The following is a 20104-nucleotide window of genomic DNA, read 5'->3' as shown; positions in this document are numbered from 1 at the left end:
GCTGTGAGTCCTGAGCGCTACAGCCGGGTGTACCGGTGGTTTGCCGCCCGGCCCGCCGCCAGGGCGGCTCTGGCGGCCTGTACAAGGTTTTTGCCGCTGGCCCAGGCCGGAATGTATCTGGCCCTGCTGGGGCTGCTGGCGGCCCGTACAGCCGCCGGTGAGGATTGTATGCAGCTGCTGGCCCGGGCAGTCCTGGTGCCGGGAGCGGTGTTTGTGGGGGGCAGCGCCCTGCGGGCCGCCCTCAACCGGCCCCGGCCCTACCAGCAGCCCGGCTTCACCCCTCTGCTGCCCAAGGAGACCGGGGGCAAGTCCTTTCCCTCCCGCCACGCCCTCAGCGGCGCGGTGATCGCCATGGCCTGGCTGCCGGTGAACCCCGCTGTGGCCGGGGTGCTGACGGTGTCGGCCCTGGCCATCTGCGTCACCCGGGTGCTGGCCGGAGTCCACTGGGTGAGGGATGTGGCCGCCGGCGCGGCTCTGGGCTTCGGCCTGGGGGCCCTGGGCATGCTGCTGTAACGGTACAAAACAAAAAGACCCTGTCCGTGAACCGTTTGGTCCGGGCAGGGTCTTTTTGATGGGATCAGACGCTGGCGTCGTCCAGGAGGTTTTGGTAGGCGCCGGAGTAGAGACGTTCCGGCAGGGCGGCGGCCAGGGCCAGGGCTGCCTGGCGTTTTTCCTGGTCGGTCAGGGGGGCGGCGTCCAGCGCCAAAGGAGGAAAGTTTTCCAGCACGCTGTCCAGCTGCTGCTGGACCCGGCGTGCCACAAAGGAGCCCCGGTCAGTCAGATAGATTTTGCCGTAATGGGCTTTGACGATCATCCCGCGCTCCATCAGCTGGCCCAGGGCCCGGGCCACCGAGGGCCGGGTCACCCCCAGCCGCTCGGCGATGGTGCGGGAGGAGATGTCCCGCTGGGTCCGGGCGGCCTCATAGATGGCCAGCAGATAGCGCAGATGGGCGGGGGAAAGTTCCATGGGGGAACCAGCTCCTTTCGGGGAGGGTCAGTGGCCGCAGCCGTGGCAGCTGCCGCTGCAATGGCCGCCGCAGCTGCTGCAGCCCGAACACTTGCCCGAGCGCATGCTGCGGATGGTGGCCCGGAGCGACAGCCCCGTCAGACCAAAGACCACAGCGGCCACCAGAATGGTGGAGAGGTTGGCGGTGATAAATTCCAGCATAACGGCAGGACCTCCTTGTGGGAAAGTAATGGGAACGAGGGGCTCAGGCCTGCAGCGCAGTCTTTCTGTGCAGGCGGACGCCGTCGCCGTCCTCGTAGGGATTCTTGCGGAACACCAGGTACAGCAGCCCGGCCAGCAGCGCCGCGGCCACGATGGTGAAGAGATTGAAGCTCACTTCGCCGGTGACGAGCCCGCCCAGCTGATAGACGATGAGCGAGACGACGTAGGCGAACACGCACATATAGCCGATGGCAAAGGCGGTCCAGCGGGGGTTGTTCATCTCCCGCTTGATGGCGCCCATGGCGGCAAAGCAGGGGGCGCAGAGCAGATTGAAGATCATGAAGCTGTAGGCGGCCAGGGCGGTGAAATTGGCCGCGATGAGGCTCCAGATCTCGTCGCCGTTTTCTGCGACTTCAGCCACGTCGAAGGTAACGGCCAGGGTGGAAACGACGTTCTCCTTGGCGATCAGGCCGCCCACGCAGGCGGTCGTAGCACGCCAGTTGCCAAAGCCCAGCGGCGCAAAGACGGGGGCGACGACGCCCGCGATGGCGGCCAGCAGGGAGGCGTTGGCGTCCTCCACCGCGCCGAAGGCGCCGTTCACAAAGCCGTAGCCCTGCAGGAACCAGAGCACCACGGTGGAGGCCAGGATGACGGTGCCGGCCCGCTTGACGTAGGACCAGCCCCGCTCCCAGGTGGCCCGCAGCACGTTGCCCCAGGCGGGCACGTGGTAGGCGGGCAGCTCCATGACGAAGGGCGCCGGGTCGCCGGCAAAGGCACGGGTTTTCTTGAGCATCACGCCGCTGACAATGACGGCGGCGATGCCGATGAAGTAGGCGCTGACGGCTACCAGGCTGCTGCCGCCGAAGATGGCGCCGGCCAGCAGGCCGATGATGGGCATCTTGGCGCTGCAGGGGATAAAGCAGGTGGTCATGATGGTCAGCTTGCGGTCACGGTCCTGCTCGATGGTGCGGGAGGCCATGACGCCGGGGATGCCGCAGCCCGAGGCCACCAGCAGGGGGATGAAGCTCTTGCCCGACAGGCCGAACCGGCGGAAGATGCGGTCCATCACAAAGGCGATGCGGGCCATGTAGCCGATGTCCTCCAGAATGGCCAGCAGGAAGCTCAGCACCAGGATCTGGGGCACAAAGCCGAGGGCTGCGCCCACGCCGGCCACGATGCCGTCGTTGATGAGGCCCACCAGCCAGTCGGCGCAGCCGATGGACACCAGGAAGCCTTCCACCGCAGGGGGTACGATCTCGCCGAACAGCACGTCGTTGACCCAGTCGGTGCCCATGGTGCCGAAGGAGATCTTGGTGCCGCCCATGGCGATGGTGTAGACCGCCAGCATGACGGCGGCAAAGATGGGCAGGGCCAGCACCCGGTTGGTGACGATGCGGTCGATCCGGTCCGAGACGGTCAGGTTGTCGGTGCGGGGCTTGCGGGTGCAGGCCTCCTGAATCACGTTGTGGATGAAGGTGTAGCGCTGGTTGGTGATGATGCTCTCGGCATCGTCGTCCAGCTGCGCCTCGCAGGCGGCGACGGCCTGTTCGATGGAATCGGCGGCGGCCTGGTCCAGGGCCAGTTCGGCCTGGACCTTCTCGTCCCGCTCAAAGAGCTTGACGGCATACCACCGGAGGAACCGCTCCTCCACCTTGCCCTTCAGCAGGGCTTCGATGGCCTGGAGGGCCTGTTCCACCTCGCCGGTGAAGACCGCCGGCAGGCGGACGCTCGCACGGCTCTGGGCGGCCCGGAGGGCAGCCTGGGCGGCAGCCTTGCAGCCCTCGCCTTTGAGGGCGCTGATCTCCACCGCCGGACAACCCAGGGCCTGGCCCAGCTTGTCCAGATGGATCTGGTCCCCATTTTTGCGGACCAGGTCAATCATGTTCACCGCCACCACCACCGGGATGCCCAGCTCGATCAGCTGGGTGGTGAGGTAGAGGTTGCGCTCGATGTTGGTGCCGTCCACAATGTTCAGGATGGCGTCCGGCTTTTCGCTCACCAGATAACCACGGGCCACCACTTCCTCCAGCGTGTAGGGGGAGAGGGAATAGATACCCGGCAGGTCCTGAATCACCACGTCTTTGTGGTCCTTCAGGCGGCCGTCTTTCTTTTCCACCGTGACGCCCGGCCAGTTGCCCACATACTGGTTGGAGCCGGTCAGGGCGTTGAACAGGGTGGTTTTGCCGCTGTTGGGGTTGCCCGCCAGGGCAATCTTGATCTGTGCCATCTGCTGTCTCTCCTTTCTCCGCTGTCCTCAGTTGATTTCCACCATCTCGGCGTCGGCCTTGCGGACGCTCAGCTCATAGCCGCGGACGTTCAGTTCCATGGGGTCCCCCAGAGGGGCCACCTTGCGGATATAGATCTGGACCCCTTTGGTGATGCCCATATCCATGATCCGCCGCTTGACCGGGCCGGTTCCGTTCAGCCGGGCCACCGTTACCGTCTGGCCCACCTTGGCGTCTTTCAGGGTTTTCATAGCATTTTCCTCCCACATTGTTGCTGTATCCAAACCGCCGCCCCGGCAGGGCGGCCGCTTTGCCTTAGTACAGAATCCGGTTGGCCATCTGGCTGTCCAGCGCGATCCGGCCGTTTTTCACCTGCAGAATCAGGCTGCCGGCGATTTCGTTCACCACCGTCACGTCGCTGTCTACCACAAAACCCAGCTCCGCCAGGTGCTGGCGCACCTGGTCCCGTCCGGTGATCCGCCGGATGGTCACTGTCTCGCCCGGCCGGGCTGTTGTCAGGGGCATCATAGGCAATTCCTCCTGTTGGTTCGCTTTGTCAAACTTCGTTCTGGCAGTAAGTTTATACTTACTAACTTCAAAAGTCAATCGCTTTTGCGAAAAATCAGTAAGTTTGTGAAAACAAACAACTTGTTTCCCTCCAGGGACCGGATTTTTTGGGCAGGTTTGGCACAACTTACGCCGCCACCGCCAGCCGGAGAATGGGGGTGCCGCTGTGGAACAGCCGGAGGTAGACGTCGGTACACTTTTTCAGCTGGCAGAAATAGCGCCGGGCGTCGTCGGGGTCGCTGTAGGACTTCCAGAAGCCGCAGAAGGTGAAATTCTGTCCCCGGTTCCGGATGAACCCGATGACGTCGGCCAGCGGGTAGCCCAGGAACACCCCGATTTCGTGGGGGAACTCGCCCCCGCATTCCAGACGCCGGGCCAGCTGGTCCAGCAGGACCTGACAGCCTGCGGGGCTGTCGGGCCGGGCGGGGAGGGTGTAGCCCTCCTGTTCCAGAAAGCGGCCGGTTTCCTCCCCGGCCAGAATGGGACCCAGACGGGCGGGCCGGTAGAGGTAGAGGAGATACCACTCCCCGTGGGGACATTCCTTCATCACCCGCAGATGCAGCCCGCGGCCGTTGAGCTGGGCGTTCCAGTCCTCCACCGTCCGGTACAGCCCCGCCTTGTCCCGGGTCACATACCGGAACAGATTGGCCGGTTTGATCCCCGCCAGCACGGGGGAGCACTGCTCGATCATGACGGTCTCGAAATTTCTCTCCATGGGTTGTACCTCTTGGTCTGGGGCCGGGGCCCGGTGAAATGCGGTAAGTGTAGACTAACCTCCTGGCCCAAAAAGAAGGCGCCGCGCGCCGGAGGGCCTCTCCCGCCGGGGAGAAGGTTAGCTATATCTAACGGTCTTATCTTACCACAGGGGCGGCGGAGCTGTCAAGAGGGAACAAGAGGGAAAAAGAAAAACGACATCCGCAAAAGCGGATGTCGTTTGGTGGGGTGCCCAGAGGGACTCGAACCCTCGATCTCCAGATCCACAATCTGGCGCGTTAACCGACTACGCTATGGGCACCACAGCAATGCGCCCGAAGGGACTCGAACCCCCGGCCCACTGCTTAGAAGGCAGTTGCTCTATCCAGCTGAGCTACGGGCGCATGTCCTTATCCCATGGGGTTTTATATCAGGGACAGCCGTTCGGCACAGGCTGCGAGAAGTATAATAGCACAACCGGGTGGATCTGTCAAGCAAAAATGGGAAAATTTTTTCGGATTTTTGTGCGGGTACCGCTGCACACTTGAAAATAAACGCAATAACGTGTGTTTGAAACAGCGCCCGGGCAATAAAAAATCCCCGGAGAAACTCCGGGGACGCGGAAAAATCTGAAAAAAGTGTCCGAAAATTTTTTACTGCTCGATGGCGTCCACAATCTGGCGGGCGATGTACTTGTGGCCTGCGATGGTGGGATGGCCGTCGTTGGCGACCTTGGTGCGGGGGATGGGCACATAGGTGCAGCCGGTATCCTCGGCCAGATCACGGACAAAGCGGTTGTACTTGTTGAAGAAGCTGCTCCAGGTCCACATGAGGGGGACGGGGTTGTAGCAGCCCAGCAGCAGGATCTGTGCATCCGGGTTCTGGGCGCGGATGGCCTCGATGATCTGGGGCAGATAGGTTTCCACACTGGTGTAGGCGTCGCGGCAGACGTTGGAGGCGCCGGTGGTCAGGGCGTAGAACAGGTCGGAGGTCTCCTTGAAGGTCAGACGGATGCTGAACAGCTGCTGCACCATCTGGACGAAGCTGGAGAAGGACATATCCCGGTAACCGCCCGATACGATGGTGTTGGCCAGCTGCTCCGACTTCCAGTTGGTGGCCTCGCCGATGGAGACGATGAAGGGAACCATGGCGTCGTTCATGCCGATCTCAATGCTGATGACGTCGGCTTCCCGGATGTAGTCCTGGAACTCGGGGTAGGAGTAGTAGGTGCCGGCGGGCTGGTTGAACTCGGACATCTGGCCGTCCCGGACCATTTCCAGCAGGTCCTTGGTCATCAGAGCGGGCAGGCCCAGGTTGATGGCGTGATCCCGGTCCAGACCCAGAGCCTCGGCCACGTAGGAGACGTAACACTCGTTGGAATAGCCCTTGAAGTTGGGGCGGATGTCATAGAACACGTTGGAATCGTCGTACATGAAGCCGGTCAGGCCCACGCCGGCGGCGATGCTGTCGCCAAAGGCGATGTAGGTGAGGCTGTGGTCCTCCTCGGGGCCTTCGGCGGCGTCCTCAGCGGGGGTCTCAGGCACCAGGACCGGGGCGTCGGGGGCTTCCGGTGCGGCGGGCTGGGCCGAATCCTCGGCGGCCGCATCGGGAGCGGGAGGCGCGGCGGGCGTTTCAGGGGCCGGTGCTTCCGCCGCGGGGGCGGGAGCTTCCGGTGCGGCAGGGGCCGCAGGACCGTCGGTCTCGGGCGTCTCGGAGATCAGGATGGGGGTGGGGCCATCGGCGCTGCCGATGATGCCAACGGATGCGGGGCCGGAAGGGGCGGCGGGTTCCTCAGCAAATGCGCTCATGGGCAGACAGGATGCCGCCAGAGCAGCCGCCAGCAGGAAGCTGAGAATGCGTTTTTTCATAGCAGACTCCTTTTCGTCCCGGATTCGGCAAAAAGCCGGTAAAATAAGGACGAATTACGTGATTTTGGGGAAATTTTACCTCTTCATCATAAATGCCCGGGCCCCAAATGTCAACCCCGGGCGGGGAAATTTCAAATAAAAAAGCCGCAGCCTGTCATACAGGTGTGGCTTGATGGGACGGCGTTTCGGAGAGGCCGTCCGCCGGGGTCGATTGGGAGGCGGCTCCCTGCACAGAGCCGGTTTTGCGGTGCGCTGCATTTTTGAAAGCGCGGCACAAAATACAGCTTCTCGTTTCGACGATGGAACGCAGCAGCTGTGTTGTCCTCTTGCGCTTAGCCACTTTTTTCTGCGGGCATAAATGCCCTTGCAAAAAGTGGAGCGCTGCGCCAGCTTCGCCTCGCTGTTTCGTCCACTGGACGCGCTCGGTATGTTAGCCTCTTGCGGTGCCCTGAATTTTCGGCGCATCAAAGATGATGCTTGAAAATTCAGACCGCTGCGCCAGCTTCGCCTCGCTGTTTCGTCCACTGGACGCGCTCGGCTCAGCTGCCTGTCATACAGGTGCGGCTTGATGGGACGGCGTTTCGGAGAAGCCGTCCGCCGGGGTCGATTGGGAGGCGGCTCCCTGCACAGAGCCGCTGTATTTCCATTCGGGGGGCTTAGTAGTCCTGGGGGGTGACCTGCTTTTCCAGCTCCAGATAGTCCACCTTGCCCACGGGGGTCAGAGGCAGCTGGTCGATAAACTTGTAGGCCACCGGCAGGATGTATTCGGGCAGCTCGTCGGCGCACATGGCCCGCAGCTCCCGGATGATCTGGCGCTTTTTCTTCTGGCAGTCCTTATTCAGGACGATGTAGGCCAGGGGCAGACGGCCCTGGACGTGGTCCTTGTCCACACAGCCCACCACCGAGCAGTTGGCCACGGCGGGATGGGTGCTGAGGACGTTCTCAATCATGGAGGGGAAGATCTTGAAGCCGTCGTGACGGATAATCATCCGCTTGATGCGGCTGTCCAGGAAGACATAGCCCTCCTCGTCCATGTAGCCGATGTCGCCGCTGTGGACCCAGACCCGGCCGTCGGCGTGCTTGCGCATGACGAAAGCGGTCTCGTCCGGCTTGTTGTAGTAGCACTGCATCATGGAGGGGCCCGAGATGCAGATCTCGCCCCGCTCGCCGATGGGCAGTTCCTTTTCGGTGCCGGGCTCAAAGATGGAGATCACCGTGCTGGGCAGGGGACGGCCCACCGAACCGGGCTTGTTGTGGATGCCGGCGGCGGCGGTGGCGGCCGAGCACACCTCGGTCATGCCGTAGCCCTTGGCCAGGCCGTAGGGTGCGCCGTGGCCGATCAGGAAGTCGTTGACCGACCGCTCGGCGCCCACCGAGATGGCGTCGCCGCCGCAGGCCAGGTTCAGCACAAAGGACAGGTCCTTGTTCTTCATCCGGGGATCAGCGGCCAGCACCTGATAGTGGGAGGGCACGCCGAACATGTGGGAGGGCTTGTGCTTGAGGATCAGCTTGCCCAGCTCGGCGGGGTCCAGATTGGGGACGATGACCACCGTCAGGCCCAGGGACAGGGGCAGATGGACGCCGCAGGCGTAGCCGTAGGCGATGAAGGGGGGCATGACGTTCAGCAGCCGCTGCTGGCGGGAGAACAGAGCCTCAAAGGCCGAGAACTGCTGTGCGATGGCGTTGAACGCGGTGTCGCCCAGCATAACCCCCTTGGGGGAGCCGGTGGTGCCGCCGGTGTGGACCATGACGCAGCTGTGCTTGGGGTCAAAGGGCTCGCTGGCGGTGCTGGCGTCCTTGCCGGCTGCCATGAACTGCTTCCAGGGGATGACGTTGGAGGCGTAGCGGTTGCGGTCGGGGTTGGCGGCCATGTAGGCCAGCTTCATGGGTCCCTTGAGGGAGTCGGCGGGGGAAAGGAGCAGAATCTTCTCCACGGTGGTCCGGCGGACGGCCTGATGGCACTTGTCGTAGCAGACGCTCAGGGAGATCAGCATTTTGGACTGGGCTTCCTCGATGTACTCATGGATGCCGTCGGGGCTGTAGCGGGGGTCCACCAGGTTCAGGGTGGCGCCCACCATGTCAACGGCGTAGAACAGATAGATCAGCTCGGGGGTCATGACGCTGACCGCCGTGATGATGTCGCCCTTGCGGACGCCGGCGGCCCGGAGGGCGGCGGCGGTCTTTTTCACCTGGACGAACAGGGCGGCATAGGTGATCTGGTTGCCGTAATAGCTGAGGGCGATATCCGACAGGTGCCCTTTGTTCTGGCGGCAGATGTACTCAAATGCGGTGCATTCAGGAACGGGCATATCCCGGAACTTGGGGTCATAGGATGCAAGCCAGGGCTTTGCCTGGGATGCATAGACCGGCTCTTTGGTGACAGGCATAATATTCCTTTCTTTCATGGACGGATGCGTGGACGGGGGTCAGGCCGGATGTGGCTGTGACGGCGGACCCCGCACATCCCTTATTATAGAAGCACGGAAAGGGGCAAGTCAATACAAACACCGGAGCCCCCGCCGCTGGATGTCAGTATAACAGAAACTTTTGTCTAAAGAGTGAACGCAGCCCATTTTTGAAACAAAAGTACCGGGCCATGCCCCTTTTTAACAAAGGCATGGCCCGGCAGACGGTTTATGAAATGAAAGTCACGGTTCCTCCAGCCAGGCGCCGGCTTCCTGGGCGTTGCACAGCACCCAGTGGCGGGGCCGCAGCTCCCGCCATTCGGGCGGGCAGGCGTCGTAGCGATGGATGGAGGGGTCGTAGACCAGCAGCTTTTTGCCCCGTTCCCGACGGGGGCTGGGCATGGGAATGGCGGACAGCAGGCTGCGGGTGTAGGGATGGATGGGGTGGGTCACCAGTTCCTCGGCGTCGGCCAGCTCCACAATGTCGCCCTTGTGGATGACGGCGATCCGGTCCGAAATGTACCGCATCACCGACAGGTCGTGGGCGATGAACAGATAGGTGATGCCCCGCTGCTGCTGGAGATGCCGCAGCAGGTTGAGCACCTGGGCCCGGATGGACATGTCCAGGGCCGAGATGGGCTCGTCGGCGATGATGAAATCCGGCTCCACGATCAGGGCCCGGGCGATGCCGATGCGCTGGCGCTGGCCGCCCGAGAACTCGTGGGGGAACCGGGAGGCGAATTCCGGCAGAAGGCCCACTTCCAGCAGGGCCTGGCGGACTTTTTCCTCCCGCTGGGCGGCGGTCAGGTCGGGCCGGACGTTCATCAGGCCCTCCCCCACAATGTAGCTGACCTTGGCCCGCTCGTTCAGAGAGGACTGGGGGTCCTGGAAAATCATCTGGATTTCCTTGATGACCTTCCGGTCCAGCTCTTTGGAGATTTTGCCGTTGATCTGCTGGCCCTTGTAGAGAATCTGCCCCCCGGAGGTGGGGATGATCCGCATGATGGCCCGGCCGATGGTGGTTTTGCCCGATCCGCTCTCGCCCACCAGGCCGAAGGTCTCGCCCTTGTAGATGGTGAAGTTGGCCCGGGACACCGCCCGGTATTTCTTGCGGCCGGTGCCGTAGGTCACCTCCAGGTCTTTGACCTCCAGCAGGACTTCCTTGTTGGGTTCCGGCATTCAGATTCCCTCCTCTCGCAGCCGCTGCACCACCGCCGGAGGCTCAATCTTGGGCGCCCGGGGGTCCAGCAGCCAGGTCTTGGCCCGGTGGGTGGGGCTGACGGTGAAGTAGGGCGGCTGCTTGACAAAGTCGATTTTCAGGGCCTGGGGGTTCCGGGGCGCAAAGGCGTCCCCGCGGATTTCGGCGAACAGATTGGGCGGGGTGCCCTGGATGTTGAACAGGTCCTCTCCCTTGACCCCCATCTGGGGCATGCTGGACAGCAGCGCCCAGGTGTAGGGGTGGCGGGGGTCGTAGTAGATTTCGTCGGCGGTGCCGATCTCCACAATGTCCCCGGCGTACATGACCGCCACCCGGTCGGCGATGTTGGCCACCACGCCCAGGTCGTGGGTGATGAGGACGATGGTCAGGTTGTACTTGACCCGCATCTCCTTCAGCAGCTCCAGAATCTGGGCCTGAATGGTGACGTCCAGGGCGGTGGTGGGCTCGTCGCAGATCAGAATCTGGGGGTTGCAGGCCACCGCAATGGCGATCACCACCCGCTGGCGCATGCCGCCCGAAAACTCATGGGGGTACTGCTTGGCCCGGCGCTCCGGGTCGGGGATGCCCACGTCCCGCAGGTATTCGATGGCTTTTTCCCGGGCGGCTTTGCCTTTCAGATGCTGGTGCAGCTCCACTGCCTCGGCGATCTGGTCCCCGATGGTTTTCAGGGGGTTCAGGCTGGTCATGGGGTCCTGCATGATCATGGCGATTTCGTGGCCCCGGACCTTCAGCCAGTCCTTTTCCTTTTTCAGGCCGGACAGGCGGATGGTTTTCCCGTCGTCGGCGCCGTAGTAGTCGATGGTGCCCTCGGTGATGGAGCCGTTGGCGTCCAGCAGGCCCATGAAGGACTTGGTGAACACCGATTTGCCCGAGCCGCTCTCGCCCACGATGGCCAGGACCTCGCCCTTGTAAATGTCCAGGTCGATGCCCCGGATGGCGTGGAGCACCCGGCCCCGCAGGTTGAAGCAGATGTGGAGATTGCGGGCCGAAAGGATGGGAGTTTGGTTGTCCATAATTTCAGCCCTCCTTTACTGCATGTGGTTCTTGGGATCGGCGGCGTCCGAGAAGGCGTTGCCGATCAGATAGAACGCGATGGTGACAAAGCTCAGGATGATGGTGGGATAGATCAGCTGATAGCGCAGCCCCGCCTGCATCATGACCTGGCGGCCGTCGTTGATGAGGTTGCCCAGAGAGGGGGTCTCCACCGACAGGCCCAGGCCGATGTAGGTGACGAACACCTCGCTGCCGATGGCGGCGGGGACGGTGAGGGCCATCCGCAGCATGATGACCGACACCAGATAGGGCAGCAGGTTCCGCAGCACGATGCGGAAGGTGGGGGTGCCGATGCAGCGGGAAGCCACGTTGTAGTCCCGGTCCCGGATGATGAGGATCTGGTTGCGGATGAAGCGGGCCATGGCGATCCACCCGGTGAGGGACATGCCCAGAATCAGGGTGGGGACGCTGGGGCTGGCCACATAGGAGATCAGGATCAGGATGATGGTGGAGGGGATGTTGTCGCAGATGTTGTACAGTTCGGTGAAGAAGAAGTCCAGCTGCCGGACATAGCCCCACAGCACGCCCACCGTAATGCCCACCACTGCCTCAATCATGGCCACAAAGAAGGCGATGACCAGACTGGTGCGGGTGCCGGCCCAGATGCGGGCCCAAAGATCCTGGCCGATGGCGTTGGAGCCCCAGATGAAGCCGTCCACGCCGGGGGCAACGTTCCGCAGCTGGATGCCGGTGTCAGGGTCCACACGGCAGTAGTTGGGGTCCACCTGGCCGGGCAGATGGGGCTGCAGGAAGGCGAAGCCCACCACCGCCACCAGGGCGATCAGCAGCGCCACCGCAAACTTGTTCTTGAAGAAGGAGCGCAGGGTGCTGCCCCAGTAGCTGTAGTTGGAATAGGCGGTGGCCTCGGCCTGTTTTTCACTGAACCCGGCGGGGGTGAACAGTTCCTCCTCGGGCAGATGGGCCCAGGCGTCGGGCCCGTCGGCCGCCTGCTGGCGGTTCAGGGCCGCTTCCAGCTGGGCGGACTTGGCGTTTTTGAAAAAGAACAGCATCAGCGACCACCTTCTTTCTTGGCCAGGGAGATCCGCGGGTCGATCAGGACCATCAGCAGGTCGCCCAGAATCAGGCCGATGATGCCCACGCAGGCGTACAGCAGGACGATGCCCTGGACCATGGTATTGTCGTGGCGCTGGACACAGGTGACCAGCAGGCCGCCCATGCCGGGGATGCTGTACAGGCTCTCAATGTAGATGGAGCCCACCACCGTGTTCAGGAACGCCGAGGGAATATACTGCACCAGGGGGACCATGGCGTTGCGGAAGATGTGTTTCAGGGCGATGCGGTCCTCGCTGACGCCCTTGGCCCGGGCCAGCAGCACATAGTCCTTGTTGCTCTCGTCCACCATGTACCGCCGCAGCCACATGGCATAAAAGGCGATGTTGCCCAGGCTCATGGAGAACACCGGCAGCACCCAGTACTGCCAGCGGTCGGCGTTGAACAAAAGGCCAATGTTGAGGGCGGTGGTGCCGTACATCTGGATATAGAGGTAGTAGACGGCGGCGGGGACGGCCTGAATCAGGATGACCACCGCCGTGCCGATCTTGTCGGGCAGCCGGTGCTTGAACCGGCCCATCACCGATCCCAGCGGGATGCCCACCACCAGGGACACCAGCATGGCCAGCACGCCCATCTGGATCGAGATGGGCAGCTTGTCCTTGAGGATGTCCACCACCGGCACATTCACCCGGTAGATGTGGCTGACCCCCAGATCACCCTGGAGGGCGTCCCGCCAGAAGCGGAAGATCTGGACCGGCAGGGGGTCCAGCAGGCCCATGGACTGGAGGCCGGCCTGGATCTGGGTCTCGGTCATTTTTTCGTAGTTGGCAAAATAGCCCTCCACCGGCATCAGCCGGAGCAGGCAGAACACGAGCGTCACGATGATGAACAGGGTCAAAATCGAGTGCCCAATGCGCTTGGCCAGATAGCTCGCCATAGGGTTTGCGCACTTCCTTTCTCAGCGGAGGGCATCAGAACCCGCCGCGGGACAAAATAAAGGGCCGCGCCCGGATTTGCACGGGTGCGGCCCCTGCAGCCTGTGAGCCAAAGAGACGTCAGCGGGCGTCGCGGTTGGCCTCGTATTCGCTCATGGAGACATAGTGGTCCAGCACGTGGATGCCCTTCAGACGCTTGTTGGAGAAGCCGGTGGAGGCGTACTGGCCCTCCCAGTAGTTCAGGCGGGTGGCCAGGTAGGCCGGCACGCTCATGCCCATGGGGATGACCAGGGCGTTGTTGATGAGCATGGCCTCGGCCTTGGCGAAGGCGTCATACCGGGCGTTGATGTCGCCGGTGATGGCCTTGGCCTCTTCCACGGCGGTCATGTAGGCCATGATGGCGTCGGCGGTCTCGCCGGTGATGAAGCCGTCCTCCACACCGGTCCGCAGATAGGCGTAGCGGCCGCCACGCTCGCCTGCGGCCTGGTAGAAGGGATCGGTCTCGGTCTCGGGGTCGGAGTAGTCGGCGCCCCAGTTGCACAGCTGGAAGCAGTACTTGCCGGCCCGGCGCACCGCCGACAGATAGTTGTCCGAGGGACCCTCGGTGATGATGATGTCAATGAAGTCGGCCCCGTCGTTCAGCACGCCCTCCAGCTGCTGCTTGAAGATCTGGCACTGGCGGTCCCAGTTGTTGGTGGAGGGGTTGTAGGGCAGCTGGACCTTCACCGGGAAGGTGACGCCCTGGGCGGTCAGCTCCTGGATGGCGGCGTCACGGTATTCCTTGGCCTTGGCCTCGTCGAAGAACTCGGTGATGGAGGCCAGGTCGCCGCACTGGGTGTAGTCCACGCCGTCGTCGTTGGCGCAGAAGGAGGGCGGGGTGACGGTGTTCAGCTTGTAGCCCTCGTAGCCCTCGGGAGCGGTGACGGCCAGGGTGACGGAATTGTTGATGCCGTACAGGAAGGCCTTGCGGAAATTGGTGCTGTTGATGGCCTTGGCCCAGTTTTCGGGCTCATAGGCGTCGTCCAGGCCCTCCACCGTCTGGCCCGAGAACTCATGGTAGAAGGGCATGAAGTTGAACAGGTAGAAATAGGTGTAGTTGGTGTTGGGACGGTCCATGGACACCAGGTCCTTGGTGGACTCGTCGGCCAGCCAGCTGTCCAGAATGTCGGCGCCGATGGTGGCCTCGTCGATCTCGCCGCGCTTGACCATCTCAGGGCCGTTGACGTCGGCCTCGGCGTTGTAGATGCGGCTCACCGTCTCAATAAAGACGTTGTCGGCGTCGTAGTTCTCGGGGTTCTTCTTCATGACCCAGCTCTCCAGAGGGATGTACTCGGCCAGATAGAAAGCGCCGCAGCTGTAGGTGGTCTCGGCGGAGGTGGCGAACTGGTCGCCCATCTCCTCCAGCAGGGGGCCGTAGGCCGGCTCGTAGGGCAGGTAGACCAGCAGGCTCAGGAAGCCGGGGAAATTGTAGGTCAGGGTGTAGGTCAGGGTGTGCTCGTCCACCGCCTTGACGCCCACAGCGTCAAAGTCCACCGGCTGGAAGGTCTGGGCCTCGGCGCCGGGGGCGGCCACCGTGACCACGCCGGCGGCGTCCACGGTATAGGTGGTGCCGTCGTCGCCCACATAGCCGTTGTTGGCGTTGGTCAGGTTGACCTGGTAGTTGTAGTATTCGTCGGCCCCCGCAATGTAAGAGGTGACCAGGCCCACGTTGGAGGCGGCATAGTCGGGGGTCAGTAGATAGCGCAGGGCGTCCACAAAGTCCTGGGCGGTGACAGGGGCCACCACTTCGCCGTTCATGTCCACCCAGTTCTCGTCCCGCAGATGGAAGGTCCAGGTGAGGGTGGCTTCGTCGAACTCCCAGGAGGTGGCCAGACCCTCTTTCAGGGCGCCCTTGTTGTCAAACTCCAGCAGGGTGTCCACACAGTTGGCGCCCACCACCATTTCCACGTCGGAGGAGGTGGTGAGGTAGTTGAGGGTGGAGGGCTGGCTGGAATACAGAATGGTGTAGCTGGAGGTGTCGGCGGATGCGGCGCCCGAAGAAGATCCCGAGGAGCCGGAGCCGCAGGCGCTGAGCAGCCCGGCGGCGCAGACGGTGGCGGTGGTCATGCCGGCAGATTTGAGAAACTGGCGGCGTGAAAGCATGTGACGCATGAAAAACTCCCCTTTATTTTTTAAAGTTGACCGCTCTGCAAAAGCCCTGCTTCTACAGAAAACAAAAACGGAGCAACGGAAACACATCCGTTACTCCGTTGTAACAGTCCGCCGGTCTATGTTTCGGCTTGCAATGAAGTATAGCATTGAAACCGGCGTCTGTCAATATTTTACACAGGGCTTACACCAGCCGCACAGGGCGGTTTAGTGAGGGGTTCCGGGGGCGGAAACGGGTTCCGCGGGGGCCGGAGCCGGGGCGGAAGCAGCCGTTTCGGCGGCTTCGGCGGCTTCGGCGGCGGCCTTTTGGACGGCTTTCTGGGCTGCCCGCTCGGCGGCCCGGGCCCGTGCCCGCTCGGCCGCGGCGGCCTGGCGCTGCTTGGTCCGCAGCTTCACCCGGCAGGTGGCGCAGACGCCATCGGTGGTCTCGGGGGGGATGGGCTTGCCGCAGTCCTTGCACAGATTCTTTTTGAACCGCAGGACGCTCACCGGCCCCAGGCTGGTGAGGGAGCGCAGCTTCATCCCGTCGATGGCCTTGTGGTTGCAGGAGGACACGCACATGCCGCACTCGCTGCACTTCCAGGGGGTGATGACCACCCGGGTCTGGCCGTCGGGCAGGTCCTCCAGCCGGATGGCGCCGGCCTTGCAGTTCTTTTCACACCGGCCGCAGCCAAAGCATTTGCTGGTAAAGGCCGGCAGGTACACCCCGTAGTGGAAGGGGGTCTCGGTGGCGGTTTTCAGCTGCTTGACCCGCTCGCTCAGGGCGTAGCGGAAGGGCTGAATCCGGTTCTCCTCGTCGTCCTGCAGCACCGGCAGCCGCCGCAGCAGCTGCTTGGTGCCGTTCTTGGAGCTGTCGCTCATGTGGGTGAACATCTCCCGGCGGGACAGTTCCTTGGCCTCATAGGGGGCGTCCTCGGGCTGGTAGGCCAGGGTGAAACGGGCGTTGAACAAGGGCTCGCCCAGGAATTCCACCAGACGGGTGAGGTTGTTCCGCAGCATCTGGGCGCACAGGTCGTTCTCGCACTCGCCGCAGGGGGTCAGGTCCAGCACCAGCTTTTTGTTCAGGGCCAGATAGGCCAGGGCCTCCCAGGACAAAGCGCCCACGCAGGCCCGGACCAGGTCGTTGTGGCGGGTGCTCTTTTCGCAGCCGATCCACACGGTGTCGTTGTCCGAGGTGGCGGGGGCCAGGTCCCGCTGGACCTGTTCGGTGGAAGGAATAATGCACCGGGCCCGGCAGACCGACACGCACAGGCCGCAGTCGGTGCAGGGGTCCCAGTCCTTGACCAGGTTGGGCCGGCTGAAAATATCCTCACCGTAGGGACAGATATCCTTGCAGTCGGTGCACTGCTCCCGGTGGGGGTGCAGGTTCCAGCACTGCTTGCGCTCAATCTCGGGGTGAGAATTGTTCAGCAGGACGTTCATTGCAACTTTCGTGAAGATGCTCATGGGTGCTCAGTCCTCTTTTTTGGCAGGGCGTTCGGGGGCCTTGTCGTGAATGGTGGTCACCTGGGCGTTTTCCAGCAGGAAGGCCTGGACCTTCTGGGCCACCAGGGCGGCGGCCACGGCGTCGGGGGAGAGAACCTTGCGGATCTCCTCCTCAGAGGTGACGTGCTGGGCGGCCAGACGGCGGTATTCGGCGTCCACCTCGTCCTTGCGGGCCACAATGCCCTCGGCCTCCGAGATGGCCTTGGCGGCCAGGATGCTGCGCAGGCGCTTTTCGGCGATCTGGCGGTAGCTGGCCTTCAGCTGCTCAGGGGTGGTGCGGCAGGACTTGCAGTAGGCGTCCAGAGGGATGCCGCTCTTTTTCAGCTTGTCCTCCAGCAGGCGGTATTCCCGCTGGGCCTCGGCGGCCAGCTGCTTTTCGGGCAGGTCGGCGGTCAGGTTGGCCCCGGCCATGTCCAGCAGGTCCTGGCCGGCCTTGCGGTCGGCGGCCTGCTCGTGGATGGCCTCTTTCTCCTTGCGGATCTGGGCCCGCATGGCCTCCATGGATTCAAAGCCCCGGCTCTTGGCAAAGGATTCGTCAGCGGCGGGGGTGTGCTTTTCGGCCACCGAGTGGAGGGTGATGGTGAACTGGGCGGTGACGCCCGACAGGTTTTCCACCCGGAAGTCGGCCGGATAGGTGAAATCAAACTGGAAGGTCTCGCCGGCGCTGTGGCCATAGACCGCCTGCTCGGCGGCGGGCATCAGCTTGCCGGTGCCCAGCAGGACGGTGACGTTCTCCATCTTGCTGTCGGGGATGGGCTGACCGTCCCGGAAGCCCTCAAAGTCCAGGGTGACCTTATCCCCCCGCTTGGCGGGGGCGCTGGTGGGAACGTAGCGGGCGTGGAGGCGGCAGCGGTGGCCGATCTCCTGTTCGACGGTCTGGTCCAGAACGGGCCGGACGTGCCGGGTGACAGCCAGACCTTTGTACTGGCCCAGGGTGATGTTGGGATGTTTGTCTGCCATGCTTCGCTCCTGTTCTCAGCAGTCGGTGCAGGCGCCGCCGGCGCTCAGCCAATCGGTGTCCAGGGTGACCGAGCCGTCCTCCCACACAAAGGTGGGGATGCCGATGCGGCCCTCAGCCTTGACGGCGTCGTAGACGGGCAGGGTGTCCCGCATGGCCAGGAAGGCCCGCAGGTTCTTGGTGCTCTCGGTGATGTCCACGTACTCGTAGGGGATGCCCTTCTCGTCCAGCAGCTGCTTGACTTCGCGGCAGTTGACGCAGATGGGCGCACCGTATAACTTCATCATGGTGATTTGACCTCCTGTATATCGAAAGGATTGGAATAGCAAGTATCCATCCAGTAAGTATACACCAGGACCGTGAATTGGGCAAGGCCCTTGGGAAAATTCACCTCACAGGCCGTGCTGGTCGCACCAGCTGTTGATGACCTGGCTGTACAGCTCGGGGAACTGGGCGTCCTCGGCGGCGAAGGCGGACAGATAGGCGTTGGCCTCGGCCCGGGTGGCGGGCACGATGCGGCGGTAGACGGTAAAGACGGTGCCGTTGCCCATGTCAAAGCTGGCCTCGTAGGCGAAATAGGTGTCCTTGAGGGCCAGAAACTGGTCGTTCAGCTTGGCGGCCACGCCGCTCACCTCGTAGCACCAGGGGAAGGGGTCGGCGGTGATGACGTACTTGGCCTCAAAGAGATCGGTGGGGAAGGTGTGGGTCCCCAGAATGCCGAAGCCAAAGGAGAGCTTGTCCTCCAGAGGCTGCTCGGGCAGATCCACATTCTTAAAGGTATCGGGGCAGTAGGTCATGGAGTGGGGGATCATGTAGGCGAACTCCCCGTCGCCGCAGTGGGTGTCGATCCAGCGGGCCAGACGGCGGATCTGGTCGGTGTCGGAGCGGTCATAGATGAGGGTGTCCAGCCGGATGAACTCCTGCACCGAGGGGGCGGTGATGTAGTCGAAAAGGAAGTCGGGCAGGGCGATGGTGGTGAGGGGGGACAGCCGGGCCGACAGGCTGAAAGCCAGAGCCAGCATCCAGTACCCCAGCTTGAGATACCGCAGCCGGTCCAGACTGTCGGCCAGGGCGGCGGCGCCCATCAGCATCAGGATGAAATACCCCGGCATCAGCAGGAGGGACTGGTGGGAGCCCATGTTCTGGACCCGGGTGAACAGCACCACGCTGATGGCCAGTACCGCCAGAGTCTGGACGGTCAGAGCCCGGTTGCCCCGGAAAACCGCCCAGACCGCCCCGCAGACCACCAGCGGCAGGAACATGGGGCCCAGCCGCATGGACTGGCTGGCCAGTTCCAGCGCCAGACCGCCCACGTTGTAGGCGGCGTAGTAGGTGCTGTAGCTGTAGGTCAGGATGTGCTGGACGATGGGCCAGAACAGGATGATCATGGCGGCCACCGACCCGGCCCCGAAGGTGATGAGGCCCCGCAGACGGTCGGCGGCCCGGCGGCCGTCTCCCTCCTGAATGAGGCGGACCGAACCGGCCAGAACAGTGACGGCGTAGACGGCGTAGTAGGCCACAATGAAATACAGATACCACCGGCGGGTGAGAACCAGGGCGGCGGTGGCGAAGAAGATGCCCATGCACCGCAGGGGGTCCCCGGTGTCAAAGCGGAAGTCAATGGTCAGCAGCAGGATGATGAGGGCGAAAATGAGGCCGAACCAGTCGGGCTGGCCCAGGGCGGCAGCCATCCGCAGCAGGGGGAAGGAGGCCGCCAGGCTGACGCCGATGAGGAAAAAGCCGTTTTCGTTGCGGACCTGGAGCATCTGGCCCAGCTTGACGGCCAGACCGCCCAGAGCCACCAGCAGGGTGGGCAGGATGCTGACCAGCTGGCTGAGGACAAAGCTGTCCCCCGTGTGGGCGGACAGGAAGAAGGGAAACTCGGTGAACAGACAGATGAAACTGGTGTAGTCCTCGGTGAGGGTGGAGATGAGGTGCCACAGGCCCGCCAGAGCTCCGCCCTCAAAGGCGGCCTCGGCCTGGTATTGCAGCAGCGTGTAGTTGCTGTAGTCCCAGACGTAGACGAAGGCCCGGCTGTTCACCTGGAGGGTGATGCAGATGGCCAGCACCAGGTAGACGGCAACGAGGATGGAGCCGTGGAACAGCTGGAACCGGACGCCGGCCCGGCGGATGGCCGCCAGGGTGAGGCAGAACAGCAAGGCGTCAGCCCACAGGCTGAACAGCGGGAAAAAGAAGGACCCGGTCAGGCCCGCGGCGTTGCAGACGCACAGCAGGACCAGGGACAGGGCGAGGGCCGCAGGGACGGCCCCCCGCAGCCGGGGCCGGACGACGGTGGTCGGCATGGCAAAGACTTCCTTTCGGTGGGGATTTGTAGTACCAGTATACCAAAGTCGGACCGATCCTGT

At 63.1% G+C, this 20104-nt stretch carries 18 protein-coding genes and 2 tRNA genes; 1 reads left to right on the top strand and 19 read right to left on the bottom strand.

Features of this window, described 5'->3' with window-relative positions; all coding sequences use genetic code 11:
- Positions 1-3: 3 nt before the first annotated feature.
- On the top strand, positions 4-513 hold the full coding sequence (locus B5F27_RS03140) for a phosphatase PAP2 family protein (protein ID WP_087364611.1): 510 nt from the start codon (positions 4-6) through the stop codon (positions 511-513).
- Positions 514-577: 64 nt separating this feature from the next.
- Here the strand turns inward: B5F27_RS03140 and B5F27_RS03135 are convergent, their stop codons facing one another.
- The 19 genes from B5F27_RS03135 to B5F27_RS03050 form a co-directional block, all read right to left on the bottom strand.
- Positions 578-967: a MarR family transcriptional regulator gene (locus B5F27_RS03135; protein ID WP_087245223.1), complete on the bottom strand. Its 390-nt coding sequence runs from the start codon at positions 965-967 to the stop codon at positions 578-580.
- Between the two features lie 27 nt (positions 968-994).
- Positions 995-1168: a FeoB-associated Cys-rich membrane protein gene (locus B5F27_RS16440; RefSeq protein ID WP_143405370.1), complete on the bottom strand. Its 174-nt coding sequence runs from the start codon at positions 1166-1168 to the stop codon at positions 995-997.
- 43 nt (positions 1169-1211) lie between these two features.
- The gene (gene feoB, locus B5F27_RS03130) at positions 1212-3395 is read right to left on the bottom strand and encodes a ferrous iron transport protein B (RefSeq protein WP_087364609.1); all 2184 of its coding nucleotides are present in this window, start codon (positions 3393-3395) and stop codon (positions 1212-1214) included.
- Between the two features lie 27 nt (positions 3396-3422).
- Positions 3423-3644 (bottom strand): ferrous iron transport protein A, encoded by a 222-nt coding sequence (locus B5F27_RS03125; RefSeq protein WP_087245227.1) that lies wholly within the window; start codon positions 3642-3644, stop codon positions 3423-3425.
- A gap of 64 nt (positions 3645-3708) precedes the next feature.
- Positions 3709-3921 carry a FeoA family protein gene (locus tag B5F27_RS03120; protein ID WP_087245229.1) on the bottom strand — a complete coding sequence of 71 codons (213 nt, stop codon included), beginning with the start codon at positions 3919-3921 and terminating at the stop codon, positions 3709-3711.
- A gap of 166 nt (positions 3922-4087) precedes the next feature.
- The gene (locus B5F27_RS03115) at positions 4088-4675 is read right to left on the bottom strand and encodes a DUF3793 family protein (RefSeq protein WP_087245231.1); all 588 of its coding nucleotides are present in this window, start codon (positions 4673-4675) and stop codon (positions 4088-4090) included.
- 223 nt (positions 4676-4898) lie between these two features.
- Positions 4899-4975 (bottom strand) — tRNA-His (locus B5F27_RS03110).
- Positions 4976-4983: 8 nt separating this feature from the next.
- A tRNA-Arg gene (locus B5F27_RS03105) sits at positions 4984-5057 on the bottom strand.
- A 249-nt stretch (positions 5058-5306) separates the two neighbouring features.
- On the bottom strand, positions 5307-6521 hold the full coding sequence (locus B5F27_RS03100; protein WP_158098181.1) for a GDSL-type esterase/lipase family protein: 1215 nt from the start codon (positions 6519-6521) through the stop codon (positions 5307-5309).
- A 656-nt stretch (positions 6522-7177) separates the two neighbouring features.
- A complete protein-coding gene (locus B5F27_RS03095; protein ID WP_087364607.1) occupies positions 7178-8908 on the bottom strand; it encodes a class I adenylate-forming enzyme family protein in 1731 nt (576 codons plus the stop codon).
- A 261-nt stretch (positions 8909-9169) separates the two neighbouring features.
- Positions 9170-10105, bottom strand: a complete 936-nt coding sequence (locus tag B5F27_RS03090) for an ATP-binding cassette domain-containing protein (protein ID WP_087245237.1) — start codon at positions 10103-10105, stop codon at positions 9170-9172.
- A complete protein-coding gene (locus tag B5F27_RS03085; RefSeq protein ID WP_087245238.1) occupies positions 10106-11158 on the bottom strand; it encodes an ABC transporter ATP-binding protein in 1053 nt (350 codons plus the stop codon).
- Positions 11159-11173: 15 nt separating this feature from the next.
- Complete coding sequence (locus B5F27_RS03080) at positions 11174-12208, bottom strand: ABC transporter permease (protein ID WP_087364605.1); 1035 nt, start codon at positions 12206-12208, stop codon at positions 11174-11176.
- Positions 12208-13149 carry an ABC transporter permease gene (locus tag B5F27_RS03075; protein ID WP_087245242.1) on the bottom strand — a complete coding sequence of 314 codons (942 nt, stop codon included), beginning with the start codon at positions 13147-13149 and terminating at the stop codon, positions 12208-12210. The genes B5F27_RS03080 and B5F27_RS03075 overlap by 1 nt, the downstream gene beginning before the upstream one ends.
- A gap of 118 nt (positions 13150-13267) precedes the next feature.
- Positions 13268-15298: an ABC transporter substrate-binding protein gene (locus tag B5F27_RS03070; RefSeq protein ID WP_087364603.1), complete on the bottom strand. Its 2031-nt coding sequence runs from the start codon at positions 15296-15298 to the stop codon at positions 13268-13270.
- A gap of 204 nt (positions 15299-15502) precedes the next feature.
- Positions 15503-16741: a 4Fe-4S dicluster domain-containing protein gene (locus B5F27_RS03065; protein WP_087364601.1), complete on the bottom strand. Its 1239-nt coding sequence runs from the start codon at positions 16739-16741 to the stop codon at positions 15503-15505.
- Positions 16742-16747: 6 nt separating this feature from the next.
- Positions 16748-17740: a trigger factor gene (tig, locus tag B5F27_RS03060; protein ID WP_087364599.1), complete on the bottom strand. Its 993-nt coding sequence runs from the start codon at positions 17738-17740 to the stop codon at positions 16748-16750.
- 15 nt (positions 17741-17755) lie between these two features.
- Positions 17756-18025 carry a glutathione S-transferase N-terminal domain-containing protein gene (locus B5F27_RS03055; RefSeq protein WP_087245249.1) on the bottom strand — a complete coding sequence of 90 codons (270 nt, stop codon included), beginning with the start codon at positions 18023-18025 and terminating at the stop codon, positions 17756-17758.
- 105 nt (positions 18026-18130) lie between these two features.
- Complete coding sequence (locus B5F27_RS03050; protein WP_087364596.1) at positions 18131-20041, bottom strand: hypothetical protein; 1911 nt, start codon at positions 20039-20041, stop codon at positions 18131-18133.
- Positions 20042-20104: the final 63 nt, after the last annotated feature.

This window comes from Faecalibacterium sp. An192 (genome assembly GCF_002160175.1).
Taxonomy (GTDB): domain Bacteria; phylum Bacillota; class Clostridia; order Oscillospirales; family Ruminococcaceae; genus Faecalibacterium.
The sequence above is the reverse complement of the archived record's forward strand: the minus strand, read 5'-3'. Positions and strand labels throughout refer to the sequence as shown.

Coding starts and splice junctions, on each gene's coding strand:
- feoB (WP_087364609.1), bottom strand. CDS start 3,395: ATGGCACAGATCAAGATTGCCCTGGCGGGCAACCCCAACAGCGGCAAA.
- B5F27_RS03085 (WP_087245238.1), bottom strand. CDS start 11,158: ATGGACAACCAAACTCCCATCCTTTCGGCCCGCAATCTCCACATCTGC.
- B5F27_RS03080 (WP_087364605.1), bottom strand. CDS start 12,208: ATGCTGTTCTTTTTCAAAAACGCCAAGTCCGCCCAGCTGGAAGCGGCC.
- B5F27_RS03120 (WP_087245229.1), bottom strand. CDS start 3,921: ATGATGCCCCTGACAACAGCCCGGCCGGGCGAGACAGTGACCATCCGG.
- B5F27_RS03075 (WP_087245242.1), bottom strand. CDS start 13,149: ATGGCGAGCTATCTGGCCAAGCGCATTGGGCACTCGATTTTGACCCTG.
- B5F27_RS16440 (WP_143405370.1), bottom strand. CDS start 1,168: ATGCTGGAATTTATCACCGCCAACCTCTCCACCATTCTGGTGGCCGCT.
- B5F27_RS03100 (WP_158098181.1), bottom strand. CDS start 6,521: ATGAAAAAACGCATTCTCAGCTTCCTGCTGGCGGCTGCTCTGGCGGCA.
- tig (WP_087364599.1), bottom strand. CDS start 17,740: ATGGCAGACAAACATCCCAACATCACCCTGGGCCAGTACAAAGGTCTG.
- B5F27_RS03095 (WP_087364607.1), bottom strand. CDS start 8,908: ATGCCTGTCACCAAAGAGCCGGTCTATGCATCCCAGGCAAAGCCCTGG.
- B5F27_RS03050 (WP_087364596.1), bottom strand. CDS start 20,041: ATGCCGACCACCGTCGTCCGGCCCCGGCTGCGGGGGGCCGTCCCTGCG.
- B5F27_RS03115 (WP_087245231.1), bottom strand. CDS start 4,675: ATGGAGAGAAATTTCGAGACCGTCATGATCGAGCAGTGCTCCCCCGTG.
- B5F27_RS03055 (WP_087245249.1), bottom strand. CDS start 18,025: ATGATGAAGTTATACGGTGCGCCCATCTGCGTCAACTGCCGCGAAGTC.
- B5F27_RS03065 (WP_087364601.1), bottom strand. CDS start 16,741: ATGAGCATCTTCACGAAAGTTGCAATGAACGTCCTGCTGAACAATTCT.
- B5F27_RS03070 (WP_087364603.1), bottom strand. CDS start 15,298: ATGCGTCACATGCTTTCACGCCGCCAGTTTCTCAAATCTGCCGGCATG.
- B5F27_RS03125 (WP_087245227.1), bottom strand. CDS start 3,644: ATGAAAACCCTGAAAGACGCCAAGGTGGGCCAGACGGTAACGGTGGCC.
- B5F27_RS03090 (WP_087245237.1), bottom strand. CDS start 10,105: ATGCCGGAACCCAACAAGGAAGTCCTGCTGGAGGTCAAAGACCTGGAG.
- B5F27_RS03135 (WP_087245223.1), bottom strand. CDS start 967: ATGGAACTTTCCCCCGCCCATCTGCGCTATCTGCTGGCCATCTATGAG.